Below are 21,232 nucleotides of genomic sequence, written 5' to 3'. Positions count from 1 at the left end.
GACATTGATCCGCGCGATCGCAGCTCCATCGGGCAGGCCCTATGCAGGGCGGGGTTCGTACACCTCGATTGCGAATGACGCCGTCGGAGTTGCGCCGTTCGGCCACCGTTCCTCGATGATCGCTTGGATGTCGGCGGCGCGACGGTGGTGAGCGGTCGGCCCCATCATCACAAGATGCAGAAGATCATATGTGGTGAGTGACATGTCGAGGTCGAGTGTCAATCGCTCCCGTCGTACGAAGGATTCACCCAGTTTCGCGCGGAGGCGCTCGGGCTTTCGCTCGTCGACCGTGATGAGACCGAGCGGACCCACAAGGCCGGCCAGATGGCGGGCGGTGGGCGTGACGATGACGAGATATCCGTCCGGCCGGAGGATGCGGTGCATTTCCGTGGCATTGCGCGGCGCGAAGACATCGAGAATGACCGACGCCGTGCCTGTTCGCACCGGCAACGGGCCGCGCACGTCCACGCCGACCGCACCGATCCGCGGATGCGCACGGGCGGCGCGCCGCAGGGCATAGGTGGACACGTCCATGGCGAGGCCGACCGCGTCGGGGCATAGGTTCAGCAGGTGTGCCAGGTAGTAACCGGGGCCGGCGCCGATGTCGACGACGACCGGCTCGGCACCGATCCGCCCGGTTTCCATCGTAGTGCCTTGGATGACCGAGCTGAGCTGGTCGGCGAGCGCGCTGTAGTGGCCGCCCGCGAAGAACGCCTCTCGTGACCGGACCATGTCCGCGCTGTCACCGGGAATCCCAGTGGCCCGACCGGTCGTGAGGGTCAGGTGACCTCCCCGAGCGAGGTCGTATGCGTGGCCGTCCGGGCACCGGATCTGCCCGGCGTCGGTGGCGAGAGCCTGTCCGCACATCGGGCATGTGAGATAGGCGAGAACCGTATGAATCACGCCTGGCCCACCGTCATCATCGGCCGCATGACAACGACCGTACGTGCCTGGTGAGCACACTGGATCGACCCAGCGCCGGCCCGCGTTCGAGGGGGCCGAAAGGCGCGCGACGATCGTCAGATCGCACACCCGCAGGCCGCAGTCCCCGGAGCACAATAGTGAGGTGGTGTGACGCACATGTGCGCTGACGAGGGTTCGGGAGCCGACCCGGCTGTCGCGGGCGTCGGCGTCGGCGTCGGCGTCGGCCGCGGGTCGCGCGCGCCCGGACGAGTGGCGGTTGTCGGTGCCGGCATGGTCGGCCTGGCCACTGCCTGGTTTCTGCAGGAGCGCGGGGTCGAGGTCACAGTGATCGAGCGTGCCCGGGTGGCCGCGGGATCGTCCTGGGGTAACGCCGGCTGGCTCACCCCGAGCCTGGCTGCGCCGCTGCCGGAGCCGGCCGTCCTGCGTTATGGCCTGCGGGCTGTACTGAAGCCGACATCGCCGGTGTACGTACCGCCGCGTGCCGACCCGCGATTGCTGCGCTTCCTCGCCGGATTTGCACGCAACAGCACGGCCAACCGTTGGCGGCGGGCGATGGGTGCACTTGCACCGCTCAATCGGCGGGCACTGGGTGCCTTCGACATCCTTGCCGCCGGGGGAGTGGACGTACCCACCCGCCCGGCCGCGCCGTTCCTGGCCTGCTATCGCGATCCACGCGAGCGCGAGGCGCTGATCGTTGAACTGGAGGAGATACGCGATGTCGGCCAGAGCGTCGAATTCGACCTGCTCGACGGCGCCGCCGTGCGCACACTGGAGCCGGCGCTGGCCGATGGGATCGGTGCCGCGATCCGCATCGACGGCCAGCGCTTCTGTGATCCCGGGGATTTCGTGACAGCGCTCGCGGACAGTGTCCGGGCCCGGGGCGGCGCGCTGCGGGAGGGCGTCGGTGTACTGGCCATCCATGCCGACCGGGATGTCGACCACCATGATCGATATCGTGTCGGGGGCGCCGAGGTCGGGCTGGAGCTCTCCACCGGAGAGATCGAGCCGTTCGACATGGTGGTGGTCGCCAGCGGCGCCTGGCTGACCGATCTTGTACGCCCGTTCGGGGTCCGGACTCCGGTCCAGGCGGGGCGTGGGTACAGCTTCAGCGTCACGGCGCGCGTCCTGCCAGGTGGCCCGTTGTACTTTCCGACCCACCGGGTGGCGTGCACACCGCTGGGGGACCGGCTGCGCATTGCCGGGATGATGGAATTCCAGGAACCGCACGCGCCGCTGGATCGCCGCCGCATCACCGCGATAGTCAACGCGGTGCGCCCGCTGCTGGCGGGTATCGATCTCGATACCCGGACGCAGGAGTGGGTCGGCTCCCGTCCGTGTACGCCGGACGGCCTTCCCCTGATCGGGCGAACTATGTCACGGCGGGTGTTTGTCGCTGGCGGTCACGGGATGTGGGGCATCACACTCGGACCGATCACCGGCCAGCTGGTGGCTGAGGCGGTCACCACCGGGCACTGTCCCGCTCAGCTCGCGCCTTTCGACCCGCTGCGGTGATCTGTATCCATTCGAATGTCGACCGACCCTTGCCGGATCGGCCGAGTAGCCGAGTAGCCGATCAGCCGAGTAGATCGAGTACGGTCGCGGCTACCGGGCCGTCGGTCAGGTAGCGGCCGGCCTCCAGCAGATGCTCCCGCCACAGGTCCTCGGCGGCGCGGGCGTCACGGGCTTCGATGAGGTCCACGACGCGCTCGTGGTCGACGAGTCGCCGGCGGATGGTGAGCCGGTGTTCGGGGCTGCGATCCGCGGCTGGGTAGGAGAGCGTCGCAAGATCAAGAATGTGGCGCAGCATACCCGACAGGACTGAAAGCGTCGTGTTTCCGGCGAGCTCCACAAGCAGCACGTGGAAGGCGAGATTGGCTTGCAGGCACTGGCCTGGATCGTCGGTCGCCGTCGCGGCGGCTGTCTCGCTCACCCCGAGCCTGAGTTTGTCGAGGTCATCCTGAGTACGGTTCGCGGCCAGGATTGCCACGCACGGCGGCTCGATCACGGCGCGAGCCTGATGGATGTCGGCCAGCGTGGTACCGCGGTACTCCAGGACCAGGGCGGCGTAGCGTGCGGCGATGTCGCCGTTGGGGGTATGCACCCGGGCGCCACCATGTGCACCGCGCCTGACTGTGATCAAAGCCTCGGATTCAAGTACACGGAATGCTTCTCGCAATGTCGGCCGGGAGACACCGAACTGTTCCATGAGGGTGGCCTCAGGCGGCAGTGCATCGCCTTCGACGAGTTCTCCCCGCACGATGCGGCGTCGTAGGTGCGCCGCGACCAGCTCGGCGGTCTTCGGGACCCGAACCTGCTGCCCGATCGCGACCACTGTGCCGACCCTGCTAGCAGTCGGCATCGCCAGCTCTTGTACAGCCATCGTGGGCGCCTCCATCGACAACGAACAGGTGAGTCTCTATACAACACGGACTCGGCGAGCCAAACGGGTCGGCTCAAATGTTGTTGGTGCTTGAGGTTACCAATGGGTCGCCCCTGTTCTCTAGAGAGCCCGGACACATCTGGGGCTCGGATGTTGTCTACAAGTAGTCTTTGCCTTGTCTGCACGGGGAGTCGGGCTCGAGCTGTCGGGTAGAGGTGCTCCCGAAGAAATGCCCACCCACCCCTTCCGTAAAGGTCTGTCGACCCCTGTGCTATAAGCTTCTCCGGTCGCGATGGCCGGGGTCGGCTGCACGGATGTCGACCGGCCTGGTATCCAGCCGGGGTACCTGCCGCGGCCTGCGGTGCGAACCGGCGTGGGTGGTCCGAGCGGGCGGCGCGACGGGAGCCCCAGGACGACCACAGTTATGATCACGGGCGCGCGGAGTTCGGCGTGATGAGATCTATCTGACAATGCTCGCGGTGGTTTTCGTCGCGTTTCGCCGAACTCGTGTCGGGAACCAGCCGGACGCGGCTCGCTGTCCGAACCCAAGATTCAAAACAGACTCTGAGTGAACGTTACTTCTTGTCGCGGAGCGCGGCCTGCTCCCGCGCGACTGCCTCGAGCGTGGGTGCACAGCCACCCATGTGGGCGGGTAGCCACCATGGTGACTCGCCGGGAGGGGGCGGTGGGTAGTCCCGCTGGGCGTCGGCGAGAAGTTTCGCCATGGCATCCGCCAGCAGTTGTGTTCCGGTCTGGGCATCTTTCAGGTCGGCCGTCGGGATCGGTTCGCCAATCATGATCGATACGGGGGTTCCTCGCGCTGCCCGGAGGTTACGTGGCCGTCCCTTGGTAAGGATGCGCTGGCTGCCCCAAATGATTACCGGGAGTGCGGGAACGTCCGCTTCGGCGGCCATTCGGGCCGCCCCGGACTTGAAGGGCTGGAGACAGAAGCTACGACTGACGGTCGCCTCGGGGAAGACTCCAACGAGCTCACCGGCCTTCAGAGCTTGTACCGCGTGACGGTACGAGCCGGCCCCCGCCGACCGGTCGACAGGGATATGGCGCATCCCTCGCATCAGCGGCCCGGCAATGGGGTGGGAGAAGACTTCGTGTTTGGCCATGAAGCGCACCAGACGCCGGTGAGCGTACCAGAACGGAACACCGGCGAGCGCGAAGTCCAGATATGACACGTGGTTGATCGCCACCACGCAGCCACCAGTGGCCGGTACGTGCTCCTGCCCCCGGACATCCAGCTTGAGGTCGAGAGCCTTGAAGGCCCCGAGCGCGAGACGGATCACTGGCTTGTAGACGAGCTCCGCCACCCGCTCTTTACCTCCCGACGTTCCCTGTCGTGACGATGACGCCGATCGGTCACGAGAAGTCAATATCTGATCGTACCCTTGGTGTCGTGAACCGGTGGGACCTCATGCAGGCCGACCCTCGACGATCTTTTGTTCGAGCATTGCATACTCGGGTCCTGGCGGTCACACCGACACCGCACCCGCCCGTTGACAGCGACTGTTGAGACAGGAGACGTACGACGCCTGACCAGTGGATACAGTTGCTCACGTCCGGGGACCCGCCGCGATGGACAGTCCTTGCCGGTGTCGCCGTCGCCCTCCTCGTGGTGCTCAACACGCGTTTGTGGCCGCTGGCCCGACACGTGATCACCATTGCACACGAGGGTGGGCATGCGCTCGCAGCGGTCGGGAGCGGCCGGCGCGTCGGCGGGATCCGACTACATTCGGACACCTCCGGGGTGACCGTGTCGGCGGGTCGTCCGACCGGGCCGGGCGTTGTGATCACGGTTGCGGCCGGCTATATCACTCCGTCCATCCTTGGTCTGGGCGGCGCGGCCCTGCTGGCTGCCGACCAGGTGAGCGTGTTGTTGCGACTCAGCGTCGCTCTGTTACTCGGAGTGTTGGTTGCTATCCGTAACGCGTTCGGCGTGCTGTCGATAGCGCTGAGCGCCGCGACGGTCATCGCCGTGTCCCTGCTGGCGCCGTCGCCCTATCAGGAGGTGTTCGCAGCCTTTGTCACCTGGTTCCTCCTCATCGGCGGTGTGCGGCCGATCGTCGAGGTGCAACGGAGCCGCCGTCGGGGCGCGTCGACATCGGACCCGGACCAGTTGGCACGCCTCACCGGTATCCCGGCCGTGCTCTGGGTGGCCTTTTTCGCAATCGTCTCCTTGCTCTGCCTGGCTGTCTCGGTCGAGTGGCTTCTGCGGTGATGACCGGGCCGGCACGGCTGCGTGGGGAGCGCGAAGCCCGGATGCAGGCAAGGCCGTTCGCTGGCAGACTGTCGTACTGTGTGCGGTCGGTACGCCAATGCCCTGAGCGCCCGACAGCTGGCGGAGTCGTTCACGGCACGTGACGAGACGGGTGGCGTCCAGCCGAATTTCAACGTGGCGCCCACCAGCGTGGTTCCGGTGGTTGTCGTCCCGCCCGAGCAGCCGGACGGGGGCGCGCGGTTGCGGATGGCTCGATGGGGGTTGGTGCCGTCGTGGGCACGCGACATCGCGATCGGCAACCGTCTGATCAACGCTCGAGCGGAGACAGTGGCCACCAAGCCCGCTTTCCGTGCCGCGCTGCGTGCCCGTCGCTGCCTGGTACCGGCCACCGGTTACTACGAGTGGCATCGGGTGGATGGCGCCCGCCGTGGGCAGCCGTACCTGGTGCGTCCGGGCGATGACGGACCCGCCGCGCTCGCGGGCCTGTACGAACTATGGCAGCCTCCGTCGGGCGGTGTATGTGCGACGTTCACCATCATCACCACCACCGCGGCCGGCGGTCTGGAGTTCCTGCATCCACGTTCGCCTGTGCTGCTGTCACGGGCGTCCTGGTCGCGCTGGCTCGACCCGCGCCTTGACGATCCGGTCGCTGTGACCGCAATGCTTGCGCCCGCGCCCGTCGGAATGTTGCGGGCGTACCCGGTCACCTCCCGCGTTGGGAACGTACGCAACAACGACCCGCACCTACTCGACCCGATTGTCGCAGGCGAGGAGACCGACGAGTCCCCGGTTTCGCAACGCCGTGACCGCGCGGACGGCACGGATCGGTCGGCCACTCGGGCGCCATCGACGGCCCGGAGCACATCGACGGCCCGGACTATGAAGACAGTCCGCGACGACGAACTTCCGTTCGCCTGATGTCAACCCGCCTCATCTCAACCGACGGTAAAGCGATGATTTCCACGGTAGCCGTGGAAGAATTCACGAACTGATTGATCAGGCCTGGTCGCCGTGCATCAACAATGACGGCAAAGATATCAGAAGTATTCGTCAGCCGTGGTTTGCCTGTGGATAAAAGTCGGATATCCACAGGATCACATCGAAGCGTGTCATGAAGGACGGGGCGGTCTACCGTCGCGGACATGACTGATCTTCCGTTCATTCGCGGTACTCGCAGGGTCGACATCGCCGCCGGACCCCGGCACCGATTGTCGACAGTTCATACCCCGGCATCAGGGGGACCGGACGGTCACCCGCCGGCGAGTCCTGCCGGGCAGTGCGACGCGGCACCGTCGCCACGGTCCGCTGCGCTCGTCGGCGAGCATTCCGAAGGCGACCTGCTCGATGAGCTGTTGCCCGAAGACATCGCCGGTCGGCTTGAGCGGCAGCCTGCTCCCCGGTCCGGCCCGCTGGGTCTTGCCGAACGCCTGCCGCGGCTTCTGCGCGGCGGCCTGGTCGATCCGGCCATCCGCGGAGCGCTGCTGCTCGTGGTCGTGGCCCTTGCCGCGGCGTTGACGGCTGGATGGTTCGCCTGGCGGAACAGACCGGTGTCCCTGACGGCGCTCGCCGCTGGGACACAGTCGGCGCGGGCACAGGGCCATGGGCAGGCTGACGCTGATGCAGCCGGTTCGAAGCCGGTGATCTGGTCATCGACTGGCGCCACACATAGCCCGGCAGTACAAATCGTCGTTGAAGTGGTGGGCAAGGTGCACAGCCCCGGCGTCCTGACCGTGGCGGCCGGATCCCGGGTGGTCGATGCGCTTGCCCAGGCTGGCGGAGTACTCCCTGGGACGGATACGGCTGGTCTCGCGCTGGCGCGGCGTCTGGTGGACGGCGAGCAGATCCTTGTGGACGGCCGTCCCGGCCCGGCGCCTCCCGCGCCGGCCGGTGGTGACACCGGTGGTGGTACCGGTGGGGGAAGGGGATCGTCGGCAGTCACGCCGGAAACACCGCTGAACCTCAATACCGCCACGGTGGAGGCACTCGACGGGCTGCCCGGGGTGGGGCCGGTCCTTGCACAGCGGATCGTCGAGTGGCGCAAGGCTCACGGCACTTTCACCTCGCCTCGCCAGCTGGGGGAGGTGACCGGGGTCGGCGATCGGCGACTCGCCGATCTGCTGCCACTCATCACCGTCTGATGGGCGGGGATCGGCCCGATCGACCCGGGGCCGGCGCGCAGTGCGGACCGTCGACATGAACACGGTCAGGTTCAGAGGGCCAAAGGGCGCGCGACGATCGTCAGATCGCGCGCCTGGAGGCCGCAGTCCCCGGAGCATGGACGGGGAAGACCGACCCGCCGACCTTCGGCTTGTCGGGCCGGCGCTCGCGGCCTGGGTCGGTGCGGCTGGCGCGGGCCTGACCGCGCCGGCCCCGCCCGTCCTGTTGATCGCCGGGCTCCTCCTCTGTTCGGTACTGGTGTGCGCGGTCCTCCTGGCGCGGCGACCCCACATCTGGCGGCCCGCGGCAACAGGGCTCGCTGTGCTGGCCTGCCTCGCCGCTGGGGTCCTCACCGCGGGTGTCGCGGCCCGTGGGCGCGTGCACGGTCCTCTTGCCGATCTTGAAGGGATTCGAGCGGCCGCTACTATCGAAGGGACGCTCACCGGTGATCCGAGGGTGAGCCCTCGTGGCAACACCCAGCTGGTGATCGTTCCGTTACGGGTCGAGCGCCTCAGCGCGGACGGGCGTGATCTCCGGCTGCGTCAGCCGATGCTCGTCCTGGCGACCGCGAGCGGTTGGGCGGACCTGTTACCGAGTCAGCGGATCCGTGCCGACGGCAACCTTGCCTCCCCACGCGCGGCTGACACCGTTGCGGCGGTCCTCTTCGTTCGGGGCCCGCCGGTGGTGGTCGGCGGACCATCGACGGTGCAGGCAGCGGCAGCCCATCTGCGGCAGGGGCTTCGCGATGCGGCGTCCGGGTTGGACGGCCCGCGCCGAGGGCTGTTGCCGGGTCTGGTGGTTGGCGACACGGGCAATCTCGCCGAGGACGTCAAGGACGACTTCCGGGTCGCCGGAATGTCACATCTGGTGGCTGTGTCCGGCGCGAACTGTGCGATCATCATCGCCGCGGTGACGCTCCTCGTCCGGCGCTGTCGGTTTGGTCCGTGGCTGCGGGCCGGGTGGGTCGCATTGGCCCTGCTCTGCTTCGTCGTGCTGGCCCGACCGTCTCCCAGCGTTCTACGGGCCGGTGTCATGGGGCTGATCGGGATTGTCGCGACGGGTAGCGGGCGGCAACGGGGGGCTGTACCCGCGCTCTGTGCCACGGTGCTCATGTTGGTCCTCGTCAGTCCCGATCTTGCCCGCTCGGCCGGTTTCACGCTTTCGGTGTTCGCGACCGCCGGCCTGGTGATCCTGGCTCCAGGCTGGCGGGACGCGCTGTCACAACGGATGCCGAAGTGGTTGGCGGAGCTGCTCGCGGTCGCCGCGGCGGCACATGTCGCCTGCTCGCCGGTGCTCGCCGCGATCGGTGGCGGGGTCAGCCTGGTCGCCATTCCCGCCAATATGATCGCCGACTGCGCGGTTGCCCCAGCAACGATCCTTGGGGTGCTCGCCACGATGGCTGCGGTTTGCTGTATGCCACTGGCCCGGCTGTTCGCCGCCCTCGCCGGCGTGCCATGCGGATGGTTGGTCATGATTGCCGACATCGCCGCGCGGGCACCGGGAGCGCAGATCGCGTGGCCGACCGGTCCACCCGGAGCCTTGGCTCTTGTCGCCGTCACCGTGGTGACGCTGGGTGCAGTCCGTCGGCGCCGCGGACGCAGCCTTCTTGCTGCGGCAGCGATCGGAGCGGTGACTGTTGAGCTGATCGTCATGGTTGGGTCAGCCGGATCATCGCCATCCACGGGATGACCGACGGTGTCCACGCCGGGTGCAACGACGCGGCACCTCAACGAGGGCGTCGCAGCCCACGGGCCGTGCGCATGACATGCTCCCCAGCGTGTCGTCAACGTCCGCACTGCCGCGGCTGGTCCTCATCGCCGGGGACGAGGAGCTGTTGGTCGCCCGGGGGGTCCGTGAAGTCGTGGATGCGGCTCGGGTCCACGATGCCCAGGTGGAGATCGTCGATCGGGCCCCCGGCGAGTTGACCGACAGCGACGTGGTTGACCTGTCCAGCTCATCGATGTTCGGTGGGCTGCGCGTCGTCGTGGTGCGCGGTGCGCAGGAGCTGGCAGACGACCTTCGGGACGCGCTGCTCGCCTACCTGGCCCGACCGTTGGACGACGTCGTTCTCGTCGTCGTGCACAGCGGTGTCGTGCGCAACCGCAAGCTGGCGGACGCGGTGAAGGCGGCCGGCGCGCGGGTGATTCCGGCAGCGCGCCTCACTCGTCCTCGCGATCGGCATGACTTCGTCGCGGCCGAGGTCCGTCGGCTCGGTGGCCAGATCAGTTCGGGCGCGGTGAAGGCTCTGGTGGACGCCGTCGGTGGTGATCTGCGCGAACTGGCGGCTGTATGTGATCAATTGGTTGCGGACTCAGGTGGGCGGGTCACTGAGGCGGTGGTAGTCCTGTACCACCGGGGCCGGGCAGAGGCAACCGGTTTCACGGTGGCGGACGCGGCGATCGCCGGCGACCTGGCGCAGGCATTGACAGCCCTTCGGCAGACGCTGGGCGGCGGGGTCCCCCCGGTACTCGTGGTCAGCGCCGTGACCACCGGGCTACGAGATCTCGCCCGGGTCGCCGCCGCCGGTGGCGGCTCCGCCTGGGAGATGGCCCGTAACCTCGGCATGCCCGACTGGAAGGTCGAGCGCTCCCAGCGGGCGGCCCAGGCGTGGAGTGATGCCGGGTTGGCGCGGGCGCTGCGTGCCGCCGGCGCTGCGGATGCGGCTGTCAAGGGCGGCGCTGTTGATCCGGCCTACGGACTGGAACGCCTGGTCGCAGAGATCGTGGCGGCTCGTGGTCGCGCGACGGGAGCCAGCCGGTAATTCCGGGCGTCGAGGCGCCTGGCACCCAGGCGCTGGATCAGGATCAACCGGACCGGTCGGGTAGGTTTCTCGGGGCCGGCGGCGTCATGCTTGGGACCATCATTGCGTTGGCCGATCCGGCGAGTGCGCGAGTGATCATTACGTTGGCGGTGACGCTCATGACGGCAGGCCCAGGCAGGGCGAAGCACCCGGCGCGGGCCTGCGGCCGTGACGACCGTGCTCAGGCGTCGGTCAGGGAGGCGTGCCGCGCGGCCATTGCCGACTTCTTGTTGGCAGCCTGGTTGGCATGGATGACGCCCTTGCTGACAGCCTTGTCGAGCTTGCGTGACGCGATGCGCAGCTCAAGGCCGGCGCGGTCTGAGTCGCCTGCGTCCGCGGCTGCGCGGAAGCGGCGGACAACCGTCTTCAGTTCGGACTTAACGGCCTTGTTGCGCAGCCGTCGCTTCTCGTTCGTGAGGTTGCGCTTGATCTGCGACTTGATGTTGGCCACGCGAAAGAACCCCTGGTCGTCGAATCGGTATGGACGGTGGTCGGGTACCGGTGTCGGTTCACCACCGCCGGGTGGTGCACGTCGACCCCTGGGAGCCGAGCCACCGGGGAAACATCGGTAACCCTATCAAGGTTTCGACGAACCACTCGCGGGTGGGTGCCGGCTCCGCTCGACCGCCCGCGGGTCCCGGCGCTTGCGGCGTGCCGGCCGTGTGGGCTGGCGGCCGTGCAGGGTGGCGCGGTCCGGCTGGGCACGAGCGGTCGCGCCGGCCCCGCGACGCCGCGTCCCTATTGCCGGGCGCTCTAAGCCTGGCACGATGGGGATGACCCACGGTCTGTCCAGTCCCACAGTGGTGCAGTCCCACAGTGGTCCAGTCCCACGATGCGCAGGCCCATCCCGACGAAACGAGAAGACTCCCGCGTGCCCGCAGCTTCCGACCCGCGCCGTGTCAGCCAGGCTTCGGTTGACCAGGCGTCGATCCGCAACTTCTGCATCATCGCCCACATCGATCACGGCAAGTCGACCCTCGCCGACCGGATGCTCGGTGTGACCGGCGTGGTCGAGGCCCGCAACATGCGTGCTCAGTATCTGGATAAAATGGATATCGAGCGCGAGCGCGGGATCACGATCAAGGCGCAGAGTGTCCGGCTGCCGTGGCAGGCCGATGACGGTCGTGACTACATCCTGCATCTGATCGACACTCCTGGTCACGTCGACTTCACCTACGAGGTGAGCCGCTCGCTGGCGGCATGCGAGGGTGCGGTGCTGCTGGTCGACGCGGCCCAGGGCATCGAGGCGCAGACGTTGGCGAACCTTTACCTGGCGCTCGAGAACGACCTTCAGATCATCCCCGTGCTCAACAAGATTGATCTTCCGGCCGCGCAGCCCGAGAAGTACGCGGCCGAGCTTGCACAGATCATCGGCTGTGATCCTGATGACGTCCTGCGGGTATCGGGTAAGACCGGGCAGGGCGTGCCCGAGTTGCTCAATGAGATCGTCCGCCGGATTCCCGCGCCCATGGGCGACCCGGACGCTCCCGCTCGGGCCATGATCTTCGACAGTGTCTACGACAGCTATCGGGGCGTGATCACCTATGTGCGGGTGGTCGACGGACGCCTGACCACCCGGGACCGTTGTCTGATGATGTCGACGCGGGCCAGCCATGAGACCATCGAGGTCGGGGTGATCTCGCCGGACCCGATCCCACGTGACGGACTCTCCGCGGGGGAGGTCGGCTACCTCATCCCGGGTGTCAAGGACGTCCGACAGGCCCGCGTCGGCGACACCGTGACATCGGCGAGTCGGCCGGCCGGGCAGGCGCTGGGTGGCTACCGTGATCCACGCCCGATGGTCTACAGCGGTTTGTATCCACTTGACGGCAGTGAGTATCCGGCATTGCGCGAGGCTCTGGACAAACTGCAGCTCAACGACGCCGCGCTGACCTACGAGCCGGAGACGTCCGCTGCGTTGGGGTTCGGGTTCCGCTGCGGCTTTCTAGGGCTTCTCCATCTGGAGATCGTCCGGGAACGCCTCGAGCGGGAGTTCGGCCTCACGCTCATTTCGACCGCGCCGAACGTGGTCTACCGGGTGGTCATGGAGGATGGCAGCGAGGCTGTGGTCACGAATCCGAGCGACTGGCCGGCGGGAAAGATCAACGAGGTCTATGAGCCGGTCGTGGAGGCGATGGTGCTGCTGCCGTCGGACTTCGTGGGCCAGGTGATGGAGCTGTGTCAGGGGCGCCGCGGCACGTTGCGCGGGATGGACTACCTATCCACAGACCGGGTGGAGCTCAAATACACACTGCCACTCGGTGAGATCATTTTTGACTTCTTCGATGCGCTGAAATCCCGTACCCGTGGGTATGCCAGCCTTGATTACGAACCCGCCGGCGAACAGGAATCCGACCTGGTGAAGGTCGACATCCTCCTCCAAGGCGAGGCCGTCGACGCGTTCTCCGCGATCGTACACAGGGACAAGGCGTACGGCTACGGCGTGGCAATGACCTCCCGGCTCCGGGAGCTCATCCCACGCCAGCAGTTCGAGGTGCCGATCCAAGCGGCGATCGGAAGTCGGATCATCGCCAGGGAGAACATCCGCGCGATTCGCAAGGACGTGCTGGCGAAGTGCTACGGCGGCGACATCACGCGTAAGCGCAAGCTGCTGGAGAAGCAGAAGGAGGGCAAAAAGAAGATGAAGACCATCGGTCGCGTCGAGGTCCCTCAGGAGGCTTTCATCGCGGCCCTGTCGACGGATTCCGCCAACGCCGCCAACACCCCGAAGACCACGAAGTAGGAACGCCTGACCCGCTGCCCGGACCTCATCGGTGCGACGAGGTCCGGGCGAATGCGATACGACGCGGTTGCGGGCCGGGGTGGGGGCGTTAGGTCGGCCGGGCGCTCTTAGCCGATCCGGGGAGAGGATGACGGCAGTCGGATGGGTTCGGTAACAGGTTCCTCGCGGTGGGTAGGACCGTCCGGTCCGGTCGGTGCACCGGATCGATACTCCGTCGCGTGGGGGGGAAGAAGATCCTCGATGTTGTCGAGGACACCGCGCACGGCGTCGTCATTCATGTGAATCAGCTTCCCCGGCTGGGGACCACGAGTTCACGACGCTTCGCCCATATTGCCTGGTATATTCACAATGAGAAGACAACACGCGTCGTGTCCGGGTAGCCGTCCATCCGGTGGCACGCGTCCATCCAGTGGTGCATGTCTCATTCGGGGCTGAATGTTCCAGCTGGGTGACGGCTGCGATTGCTGTAACGAAAGTGGATGCAAGGGGCAGACACAGTGTCGTCGTTCGGGCACACTATGGTCATGTCACGGGTCATGTCACGCATCACGGCGGCCGCTTCCGGCCGCGGGTTGGCCGGCGAAGCCGCCCCGGCCGACGGCAGGCTTCCGGCGTCGGCCACAGAGCTGGTGGGCACTCGCCCGTTCGGGGTCTATGTCCACATCCCGTACTGCACAACCCGCTGCGGCTATTGCGACTTCAACACCTACACGGCGACCGAGCTCGGCCCGGGAGTCGCGATCGGGACGTTCGTCGAGACGCTTGCCGGTGAGTTTCGCGTGGCCCGCGCCGTCCTCGGCGCGGCAGACCTGGCTGTGTCCACGATCTTCCTCGGCGGCGGGACGCCGACCCTACTTCCGGTCGAGGACCTCAAGGCGCTGCTTCGAATGATCGACACGGAGTTCGGCATCGCCCCGGACGCCGAGGTGACGACCGAGGCGAACCCCGAGTCCGTGGACGCGAGCACATTGGAACAGCTGCGCGCCGCCGGCTACACGCGGGTCTCGTTCGGCATGCAGAGTGCCCGGTCGCACGTGCTCGCCGCCCTTGACCGGCGGCACACTCCCGGGCGCGTACCGGATGTGGTCAGTTGGGCACGCAAGGCGGGATTCAACCATGTCAACCTCGACCTCATCTACGGCTCGCCGGGTGAGTCGGACCGGGACTGGCAGGCGAGCCTGGACGCCGCGGTCGAACTCGCTCCCGATCATGTGAGCGCGTATGCGTTGACTGTTGAGGACGGCACCCGGCTGGCCCGCCGGATCAGGCGTGGCGAGCTGCTCCCGCCGGACGATGACATGATGGCCGACCGCTACCACCAGGCCGAGCAGACCCTGACCGCGGCGGGTCTGCGGTGGTATGAGATCAGTAACTGGGCCCGTGACGAAGCTTCCCGCAGCCGGCACAATCTCGGCTACTGGCGTGGTCATGACTGGTGGGGCTTCGGCCCGGGGGCGCACAGTCATGTCGGCGGTGTGCGCTGGTGGAACGTCCGCCATCCGGCCGCCTACAGCGCGCTGCTCGCCGAGCAGGCGAGTCCTGCCGCCGCCCGGGAGGTGCTCGATGACGACGCCAGGCGGATGGAGCGGGTGATGCTCGGGGTTCGCCTGGCCGACGGCCTTGCCGTCGACGAGCTGACCGACGCGGGGCGTGCGCGGGCCACGACGCTTGCTGTGGACGGGTTGATCGAGCCGGCCGGGCTGGAGGCCGGACGCGTGTTGCTCACCCTGCGCGGTAGGCTCCTGGCCGATACCGTGGTCCGTGATCTCCTTCCGGACTGACCGGCTCCGGCGTTGAGTTTCTGCACTCGCTGAGGCGCTCGACCGTCTCGGCTGGAGGCCAAGACAGCTACAATTGGCACTCGAGGCAACGGAGTGCCAGGACGCTTCGGAAGTACGGGTTCTGGTCCTGGTCGCCTCGTGTGGTCGTGGCTGGCCTCGCCAGACGGCCTCAACGTGGCGAAGGGGTGAAACGACGTGCTGGAGGAACGGCGGTTGGACGTTCTGCGCGCCATCGTTGAGGACTTTGTGCTGAGCAACGAGCCCGTGGGGTCCAAAGCGCTGGCGGAGCGCCACCAGCTGGGGGTATCTCCTGCTACTGTACGTAATGATATGTCTGCGCTTGAGGAGGAAGGCTACATTACCCAGCCGCACACGAGCGCGGGGCGGATCCCCACGGACAAGGGATACCGCCTGTTCGTCGACCGGCTGTCGGGGGTCAAGCCCCTGTCGCGGGCGGAGCGGCGGGCGATCCAGAGCTTCCTTGAGGGAGCGATCGATCTCGATGACGTGGTCCGGCGGTCGGTTCGGCTCCTGGCCCAGCTGACCCGCCAGGTCGCCGTCGTGCAGTACCCGTCGTTGTCGTGCAGCAGCGTCCGGCACATCGAGATCGTGACGATCACGCCGGTGCGGCTACTTTTCGTATTGATTACCGACACCGGTAGGGTTGAGCAGCGGGTGGTCGAAGTGCCTGCCCCGGTTGACGATCTGATCGTCGGCGAACTGCGGGGTGTCCTCAACGCCGCGTTGAACGGGCGCAGGCTGGTGGACGCGCCCGAGGCGGTCGCGGACCTCTCGGACACCGCCCGCCCTGACTTGCGTCCACATCTGGCTACGCTGATCGCGGTGGTGATGGAGGCGCTGGTTGACAAGCCCGAGGAGCGGGTGGCGCTGGCGGGTACAGCCAACCTGACGTTGTCGGCTCTCGACTTCGCCGATACGCTGCGTCCCCTTCTGGAAGCGCTGGAGGAGCAGGTTGTTCTGTTGAAACTGATCGGCGAGGTACGCGACCTCGACACCGTTACGGTACGTATTGGTCAGGAAAACAGCATGGATGCGCTACGTTCCACCTCGGTGGTGGCAACGGGGTACGGTCGCGGAGCGTCCGCTCTGGGTGGTCTGGGAGTGGTCGGTCCGAGGCGAATGGACTATCCGGGGGCTATGGCTGCGGTACGAGCCGTCGCCAAGTACGTGGGTGATCTCTTGGGTGCCGACTGATGGCCACTGACTACTATGAAGTGCTGGGCGTACGCCGAGACGCTTCAACCGACGAACTTAAGCGGGCATATCGCAGGCTCGCTCGGGAACTGCATCCCGACGTGAACCCCGACCCGGAGGCGCAGCAGCGCTTCAAGGCCGTGACCACCGCGTACGAGGTGCTGTCGGACCCGGAGAAGCGCCAGGTCGTCGACCTCGGTGGTGATCCGCTGGCTCCCGGTGGGGGAGGTGGCGCCGGGGCATCCTTCGGGGCGGGTTTCGGCGGCCTCGGCGACATCATGGATGCCTTCTTCGGTGGCGGGGCGAATCGTGGGCCGCGTTCACGGGTCCGTCGCGGCAACGACGCGTTGCTCCGCCTTGAGCTCGACCTCGCCGAGACCGCGTTCGGGGCGACCCGGGATATCACGGTTGATACCGCGGCGGTGTGCGCCACCTGCTCCGGAGAGGGATCGGCGCCGGGTAGTCATCCGGTGACCTGCCCGGTGTGTCACGGGCGTGGAGAGATCCAACAGGTGACCCGGTCATTCCTGGGCCAGATGGTCACATCCAGACCGTGTACCCGGTGCGGAGCGACCGGGAGCATCATCGAGCACCCGTGCCGGGAATGCGGTGGCGACGGCCGGGTACGCAAGCGGCGCAACCTGACCGTCAAGATCCCTTCTGGGGTTGAGGACGGGATGCGCATCCGGTTGTCCGGCGAAGGTGAGGTCGGTCCGGGCGGCGGGCCCAACGGTGACCTCTACGTCGAGGTGCAGGAGCGTCCTCATCCGATCTTTACCCGGGAAGGCGACGATCTGCACTGCGAGCTGCGGGTTCCCATGACGGCCGCCGCACTCGGTACCACATGCGGGTTGGACACGCTGGACGGCAGCGAGACCCTCACGGTCAAGCCCGGCACGCAGCCTGGGCATGTCATTACCATGAGCGGTCGGGGGATACCGCATCTGCGTTCGGTTGGACGCGGTCACCTGCACATCCATGTGGTGGTGGAGACGCCGACCAAGCTTGATCCTGATCAGGAAAGGCTGCTGCGAGAGCTGGCGAAGTTGCGGGACGAGGAGCAGCCGGCGGTGGTGACCAGTGGCAACGGGACCGCCGACGGGCAGGGCTTCTTCTCCAGGCTCCGCGGGGCCCGCGGCACGCGGTAGGCGGGCCGGATGCGAGCTGCGGTGGGACGGACCGGGACCGGAGGAACGGACAGCTGACCGCGCCTCTTTTCCACCAGGGCCTGGTGCCCGACGACCGGGAGCTGACACTTTCCGGTCCGGAGGGTCACCATGCTGCAACGGTCCGTCGACTTCGTCCCGGCGAACGCCTAGATGTCACTGATGGCCTTGGGGTGGTCGCCGAATGTACCGTTCTGCGCTGTCGGCGCGATCAGGTCGACTGCACGGTCGAACGCAGGGTCGTGTACCCGGAGCCTGCTCCCCGGTTGGTCGTGGTCCAGGCTCTGGCCAAGGGTGACCGCGGTGAGCTCGCCGTCGAGCTCATGACCGAGGTGGGGGTCGACGAGATCGTCCCCTGGGCGGCCGCCCGCTCGATCGTCCGTTGGGAGGGAGATCGTGGCATGCGGGCGCATGCGCGCTGGTCAGCCACAGCGCGTGAAGCCGCGAAGCAGTCGCGGCGGGTGTTCTGGCCCCGGCTGGCGGGCCTCGCCGACACCGCTGCAGTCTGTACTCGGATCGTGACTGCGGACATTGCGGTGATTCTGCATGAGGAGGCGACCGAACCGCTGGTCGTGGGGCTGCGCGAGGCGGGGGCGGCGGGATCGTCGGAGATTCTTGTGGTGGTGGGTCCAGAAGGCGGGATCACCGACAGTGAGCTTGAGGTCTTTGGTGAAGCCGGAGCGGTGCCTGCCCGGCTTGGCCGCACGGTGTTACGGACGTCGACCGCAGGGGTCGTCGCGGCTGCGATCGTGTTGTCCCATACCACCCGCTGGGATCGGTAGGCCGGAGGTGGCGCGATGCTGCTGCGCGATGCTGGTGGTTGTCGCGCGACCGGCGGTCTCGCGGATCGTTAGACTAGGGGCCGTACTGACTCATGCCGTTTGAGAGGTCTCGTAGCCGCAGCCGGCTGCAACCCATGACCGATTCCGTCTCCCCGTCCGACCAACGGACCGTCACCCGCATCGTCGTCCCGGGCGCGCACAGCATGGTAAGCCTGCTGGGCCACCAGGACGAGCTGCTGCGTGTCATCGAGCAGGCATTACCGTCCGACATCCATGTCCGAGGCAACGAGATCACCATTACCGGTCATCCGGACGAGAACGCACTGGCTGCCAAACTCTTCGCCGAACTGATCGCCTTGTTGGAGTCCGGCACGGAACTGACGCCGTCCCACGTCAGTCACTCGTTGTCGATGTTGCGCAGTGGCGGCGACGAGCGGCCAGCCGAGGTCCTCACCCTCAACATCCTCTCTGGCCGTGGCCGGACGATCCGCCCCAAGACGTTGAATCAGAAACGGTATGTGGACGCGATCGACGTCCACACGATCGTGTTCGGCATCGGCCCGGCCGGCACCGGCAAGACCTATCTGGCCATGGCCAAGGCCGTGCAGGCACTTCAGTCCAAGCAGGTGAACCGGATCATCCTGACCCGGCCTGCGGTCGAGGCGGGAGAGCGGCTCGGTTTCCTGCCCGGCACGCTCTACGACAAGATCGACCCGTATCTGCGACCGCTCTACGACGCCTTGCACGACATGGTCGATCCGGACTCGATCCCACGACTGATCCAGAGCGGAACCATCGAGGTCGCGCCGCTCGCGTACATGCGCGGCCGGACCCTGAACGACGCTTTCATCATCCTGGACGAGGCGCAGAACACCTCCGGTGAGCAGATGAAGATGTTCCTCACCCGGCTCGGTTTCGGCGCCAAGATCGTTGTTACCGGGGATGTGACCCAGGTGGATCTGCCCAGCGGAACCCGCAGTGGCCTGCGTGTGGTCCGGGAGATCCTCGACGGCGTCGGCGACGTCCACTTCGCGACGCTCACCAGCGCGGACGTGGTACGTCACCGGTTGGTCAGCGACATCGTCGACGCCTATGCCCGCTGGGACGCGGCAAGTGCGTCCAGCCCGCGACCCGCGCAGGCCGGGCGCCGGGACCGACGATGACCCGTCGTCGATAGGGCGCAACCAGATGAAGCGCAACCAGATGAAGCGCAACCGAGGACGTGCCGTGCGCAGTGGCGCCGCACGAGGAGGGATGGCTGATGGCCGTATTCGTGGCTAACGAGTCAGGCGTTGACATCGACGAGGTCGCACTTGCCGCCCTTGCCCGGTTCGTGTTGGACACCATGAAGGTCCATCCACAGGCGGAATTGTCGATCATGTTGGTGGAGCTGTCCGCCATGGAGGAACTTCACGTCCGCTACATGGGCGAGGAAGGTCCGACTGACGTGCTGGCCTTCCCTCAGGACGACGCCTTCGACCCGTCCGCGCCCGATGCGGGTGAGGACGACCCGGCTCTGCTGCTCGGCGACGTCGTCCTGTGTCCGGAGGTCGCCCGCAAGCAGGCGGCAAAGGCGGGTCACTCGACGGAACACGAGATGCATCTGCTGTGTACGCACGGCATTCTGCACCTGCTCGGCTACGACCACGCCGAGGCGGAGGAAGAGCGCGAGATGTGGGCGGTGCAGTCCCGCCTGCTGGCATCGTGGGACGTCGCCCGGACCGCTGGTACGCACTGAGCGTGGTGATTGCGCGGCGTAGCAACTTTCGGGCGTGGCATACGGCGTGGCAGACACTGAGCGTGGTGCGGGGGAGCTGACGGGACGAGCCCATGGGCTATGGTGATGTTCCACTTCTGCTGATCGCGGTGGTTGCCGCGCTGTTCGCAGCCGGTATCGGATGTGTCGACGCGGCACTGACCCGCGTTTCCCGGGTGTCGGTCGAGGAGTTCCTGCGGGCCGGCCGGCCAAGGGCCACCCGCCTGGCCACGATCGTCGCAGACCCCGGTCGCTACCTGGCGCTGCTGCTGTTGTTGCGGATTGTCGGGGAGATGATCGCAACAGCCTGCGTGACTGTGATCGCCGTGCACACCTATGGCGCCGGATTCGCCTCGGTCGCGCTGGGGGCACTGGCCGGCACCCTGTTCGCCTACGTCCTGGTCGGCGTGATGTTCCGAACGTTGGGCCGGCAGCACGCAGCGGTGGTGGCGCTCGCGACCGCGGGGCTCACCACCTGGCTCGGTGCGATGTTCGGTCCGCTGCCCCGATTGCTGATCGCGTTCGGTAACGCGGTCACTCCCGGGCGGGGCTACCGGGACGGTCCGTTCGCCACCGAAGCGGAACTGCGCGACCTCGTTGATCTCGCGCAGGAGCGCGACGTCATCGAACGTGGCGAGCGCGACATGATCGCTTCGGTGTTCGAGTTCGGGGACACCCTGGTGCGCGAGGTCATGGTCCCCCGTCCTGACATGGTCCACATCGGGTCGGTGAAAACCGTGAGACAGGCCATCTCGCTGGCCTTGCGCAGTGGTTTCTCGCGCATTCCGGTCACCGGGGAGACGGTGGACGACGTCGTCGGGATCGCCTTCCTCAAGGACATGGTGGGCCGCGAGCGCGAGGGCTGGGATGCCCGTCCGGTATCGGACGTGATGCGTCCGCCTGCGCTGGTGCCCGAGAGCAAGCACGCTGACGCCCTGCTACGGGAGATGCAGGCGTCCCGGACCCACATGGCGATCGTCATCGACGAGTACGGTGGAACCGCTGGGCTGGTGACCATCGAGGACATTCTCGAAGAGATCGTCGGAGAGATCACCGACGAGTACGACACCGAGACCGCGCCGGTCGAGTGGATCGATGACAACGCGGCACGGGTGACCGCTCGGCTGGCGGTGGACGATCTGCGTGAGCTGTTCGCAACGGATGAGCTGCCGGGATCCGACGATGTCGAGACGGTCGGCGGGCTGCTGGCGAGCGCGCTGGGACACGTGCCGATCCCGGGAGCGACCGCAACCGTCGGCGTGCTGACGCTCACCGCCGAGAGCGCGGCCGGCCGGCGC

18 protein-coding genes are annotated in these 21,232 nt (G+C 67.0%); 14 read left to right on the top strand and 4 right to left on the bottom strand.

What is annotated here, in order from left to right; translation table 11 throughout:
- Positions 1 to 39: 39 nt before the first annotated feature.
- A complete protein-coding gene (locus tag U9978_RS02315; RefSeq protein WP_322759355.1) occupies positions 40 to 903 on the bottom strand; it encodes a putative RNA methyltransferase in 864 nt (287 codons plus the stop codon).
- A 177-nt stretch (positions 904 to 1,080) separates the two neighbouring features.
- Here U9978_RS02315 and U9978_RS02310 point away from each other — a divergent pair, with 177 nt between their 5' ends.
- Positions 1,081 to 2,436, top strand: coding sequence for an NAD(P)/FAD-dependent oxidoreductase (locus tag U9978_RS02310; RefSeq protein ID WP_322759354.1), 1,356 nt, complete (start codon positions 1,081 to 1,083; stop codon positions 2,434 to 2,436).
- Between the two features lie 61 nt (positions 2,437 to 2,497).
- On the opposite strand, the gene U9978_RS02305 is transcribed toward U9978_RS02310, so the two are convergent.
- Positions 2,498 to 3,304 (bottom strand): FadR/GntR family transcriptional regulator, encoded by an 807-nt coding sequence (locus tag U9978_RS02305; RefSeq protein WP_322759353.1) that lies wholly within the window; start codon positions 3,302 to 3,304, stop codon positions 2,498 to 2,500.
- A gap of 575 nt (positions 3,305 to 3,879) precedes the next feature.
- Positions 3,880 to 4,626, bottom strand: a complete 747-nt coding sequence (locus tag U9978_RS02300) for a lysophospholipid acyltransferase family protein (RefSeq protein WP_322759352.1) — start codon at positions 4,624 to 4,626, stop codon at positions 3,880 to 3,882.
- A gap of 239 nt (positions 4,627 to 4,865) precedes the next feature.
- On the opposite strand from U9978_RS02300, the gene U9978_RS02295 reads away from it, so the two are divergent.
- The 5 genes from U9978_RS02295 (at position 4,866) to holA (ending at position 10,452) form a co-directional block, all read left to right on the top strand.
- The gene (locus U9978_RS02295) at positions 4,866 to 5,534 is read left to right on the top strand and encodes a M50 family metallopeptidase (RefSeq protein WP_322759351.1); all 669 of its coding nucleotides are present in this window, start codon (positions 4,866 to 4,868) and stop codon (positions 5,532 to 5,534) included.
- Positions 5,535 to 5,612: 78 nt separating this feature from the next.
- Positions 5,613 to 6,452, top strand: coding sequence for an SOS response-associated peptidase (locus U9978_RS02290; protein WP_322759350.1), 840 nt, complete (start codon positions 5,613 to 5,615; stop codon positions 6,450 to 6,452).
- Positions 6,453 to 6,676: 224 nt separating this feature from the next.
- Positions 6,677 to 7,672, top strand: coding sequence for a ComEA family DNA-binding protein (locus tag U9978_RS02285; protein WP_322759349.1), 996 nt, complete (start codon positions 6,677 to 6,679; stop codon positions 7,670 to 7,672).
- Positions 7,673 to 7,808: 136 nt separating this feature from the next.
- The gene (locus U9978_RS02280) at positions 7,809 to 9,380 is read left to right on the top strand and encodes a ComEC/Rec2 family competence protein (protein WP_322759348.1); all 1,572 of its coding nucleotides are present in this window, start codon (positions 7,809 to 7,811) and stop codon (positions 9,378 to 9,380) included.
- 88 nt (positions 9,381 to 9,468) lie between these two features.
- Complete coding sequence (gene holA / locus U9978_RS02275) at positions 9,469 to 10,452, top strand: DNA polymerase III subunit delta (protein WP_322759347.1); 984 nt, start codon at positions 9,469 to 9,471, stop codon at positions 10,450 to 10,452.
- Between the two features lie 220 nt (positions 10,453 to 10,672).
- Here holA and rpsT read toward each other — a convergent pair whose 3' ends face one another.
- On the bottom strand, positions 10,673 to 10,942 hold the full coding sequence (rpsT, locus tag U9978_RS02270) for a 30S ribosomal protein S20 (protein WP_322759346.1): 270 nt from the start codon (positions 10,940 to 10,942) through the stop codon (positions 10,673 to 10,675).
- Positions 10,943 to 11,323: 381 nt separating this feature from the next.
- Between rpsT and lepA the strand changes: the two genes are divergently transcribed.
- The 8 genes from lepA to U9978_RS02230 form a co-directional block, all read left to right on the top strand.
- On the top strand, positions 11,324 to 13,234 hold the full coding sequence (lepA, locus tag U9978_RS02265; RefSeq protein WP_416210821.1) for a translation elongation factor 4: 1,911 nt from the start codon (positions 11,324 to 11,326) through the stop codon (positions 13,232 to 13,234).
- 536 nt (positions 13,235 to 13,770) lie between these two features.
- Positions 13,771 to 15,015, top strand: coding sequence for a radical SAM family heme chaperone HemW (gene hemW, locus U9978_RS02260; RefSeq protein WP_322759344.1), 1,245 nt, complete (start codon positions 13,771 to 13,773; stop codon positions 15,013 to 15,015).
- Between the two features lie 195 nt (positions 15,016 to 15,210).
- Complete coding sequence (gene hrcA, locus U9978_RS02255) at positions 15,211 to 16,230, top strand: heat-inducible transcriptional repressor HrcA (RefSeq protein ID WP_322759343.1); 1,020 nt, start codon at positions 15,211 to 15,213, stop codon at positions 16,228 to 16,230.
- Entirely contained in the window at positions 16,230 to 17,378 is a 1,149-nt protein-coding gene (dnaJ, locus tag U9978_RS02250; RefSeq protein WP_322759342.1) for a molecular chaperone DnaJ, read from the top strand. Before hrcA ends, dnaJ begins: the two co-directional genes overlap by 1 nt.
- Positions 17,379 to 17,431: 53 nt before the next feature.
- Complete coding sequence (locus tag U9978_RS02245) at positions 17,432 to 18,178, top strand: 16S rRNA (uracil(1498)-N(3))-methyltransferase (protein ID WP_416210828.1); 747 nt, start codon at positions 17,432 to 17,434, stop codon at positions 18,176 to 18,178.
- A 134-nt stretch (positions 18,179 to 18,312) separates the two neighbouring features.
- Positions 18,313 to 19,341 carry a PhoH family protein gene (locus U9978_RS02240; protein ID WP_322759340.1) on the top strand — a complete coding sequence of 343 codons (1,029 nt, stop codon included), beginning with the start codon at positions 18,313 to 18,315 and terminating at the stop codon, positions 19,339 to 19,341.
- A 98-nt stretch (positions 19,342 to 19,439) separates the two neighbouring features.
- Positions 19,440 to 19,916, top strand: a complete 477-nt coding sequence (ybeY, locus tag U9978_RS02235; protein WP_322759339.1) for an rRNA maturation RNase YbeY — start codon at positions 19,440 to 19,442, stop codon at positions 19,914 to 19,916.
- A gap of 92 nt (positions 19,917 to 20,008) precedes the next feature.
- On the top strand, positions 20,009 to 21,232 hold a 1,224-nt coding region (locus U9978_RS02230), incomplete at its 3' end, for a hemolysin family protein (RefSeq protein WP_322759338.1).

It is taken from the genome of Protofrankia sp. Cr2, from assembly GCF_963555885.1.
In the GTDB taxonomy this organism is placed as follows: Bacteria; Actinomycetota; Actinomycetes; order Frankiales; family Frankiaceae; genus Protofrankia.
Note: the sequence above shows the minus strand (reverse complement) of the source record. Positions and strands in the feature narration are given on the sequence as shown.

Excerpts from the sequence above, each read along its gene's own strand:
- U9978_RS02310 (WP_322759354.1), top strand. The coding sequence starts at position 1,081 with ATGTGCGCTGACGAGGGTTCGGGAGCCGACCCGGCTGTCGCGGGCGTC.
- U9978_RS02305 (WP_322759353.1), bottom strand. The coding sequence starts at position 3,304 with ATGGCTGTACAAGAGCTGGCGATGCCGACTGCTAGCAGGGTCGGCACA.
- U9978_RS02285 (WP_322759349.1), top strand. The coding sequence starts at position 6,677 with ATGACTGATCTTCCGTTCATTCGCGGTACTCGCAGGGTCGACATCGCC.
- U9978_RS02280 (WP_322759348.1), top strand. The coding sequence starts at position 7,809 with ATGGACGGGGAAGACCGACCCGCCGACCTTCGGCTTGTCGGGCCGGCG.
- lepA (WP_416210821.1), top strand. The coding sequence starts at position 11,324 with ATGCGCAGGCCCATCCCGACGAAACGAGAAGACTCCCGCGTGCCCGCA.
- hemW (WP_322759344.1), top strand. The coding sequence starts at position 13,771 with ATGTCACGCATCACGGCGGCCGCTTCCGGCCGCGGGTTGGCCGGCGAA.
- dnaJ (WP_322759342.1), top strand. The coding sequence starts at position 16,230 with ATGGCCACTGACTACTATGAAGTGCTGGGCGTACGCCGAGACGCTTCA.
- U9978_RS02240 (WP_322759340.1), top strand. The coding sequence starts at position 18,313 with ATGACCGATTCCGTCTCCCCGTCCGACCAACGGACCGTCACCCGCATC.
- ybeY (WP_322759339.1), top strand. The coding sequence starts at position 19,440 with ATGGCCGTATTCGTGGCTAACGAGTCAGGCGTTGACATCGACGAGGTC.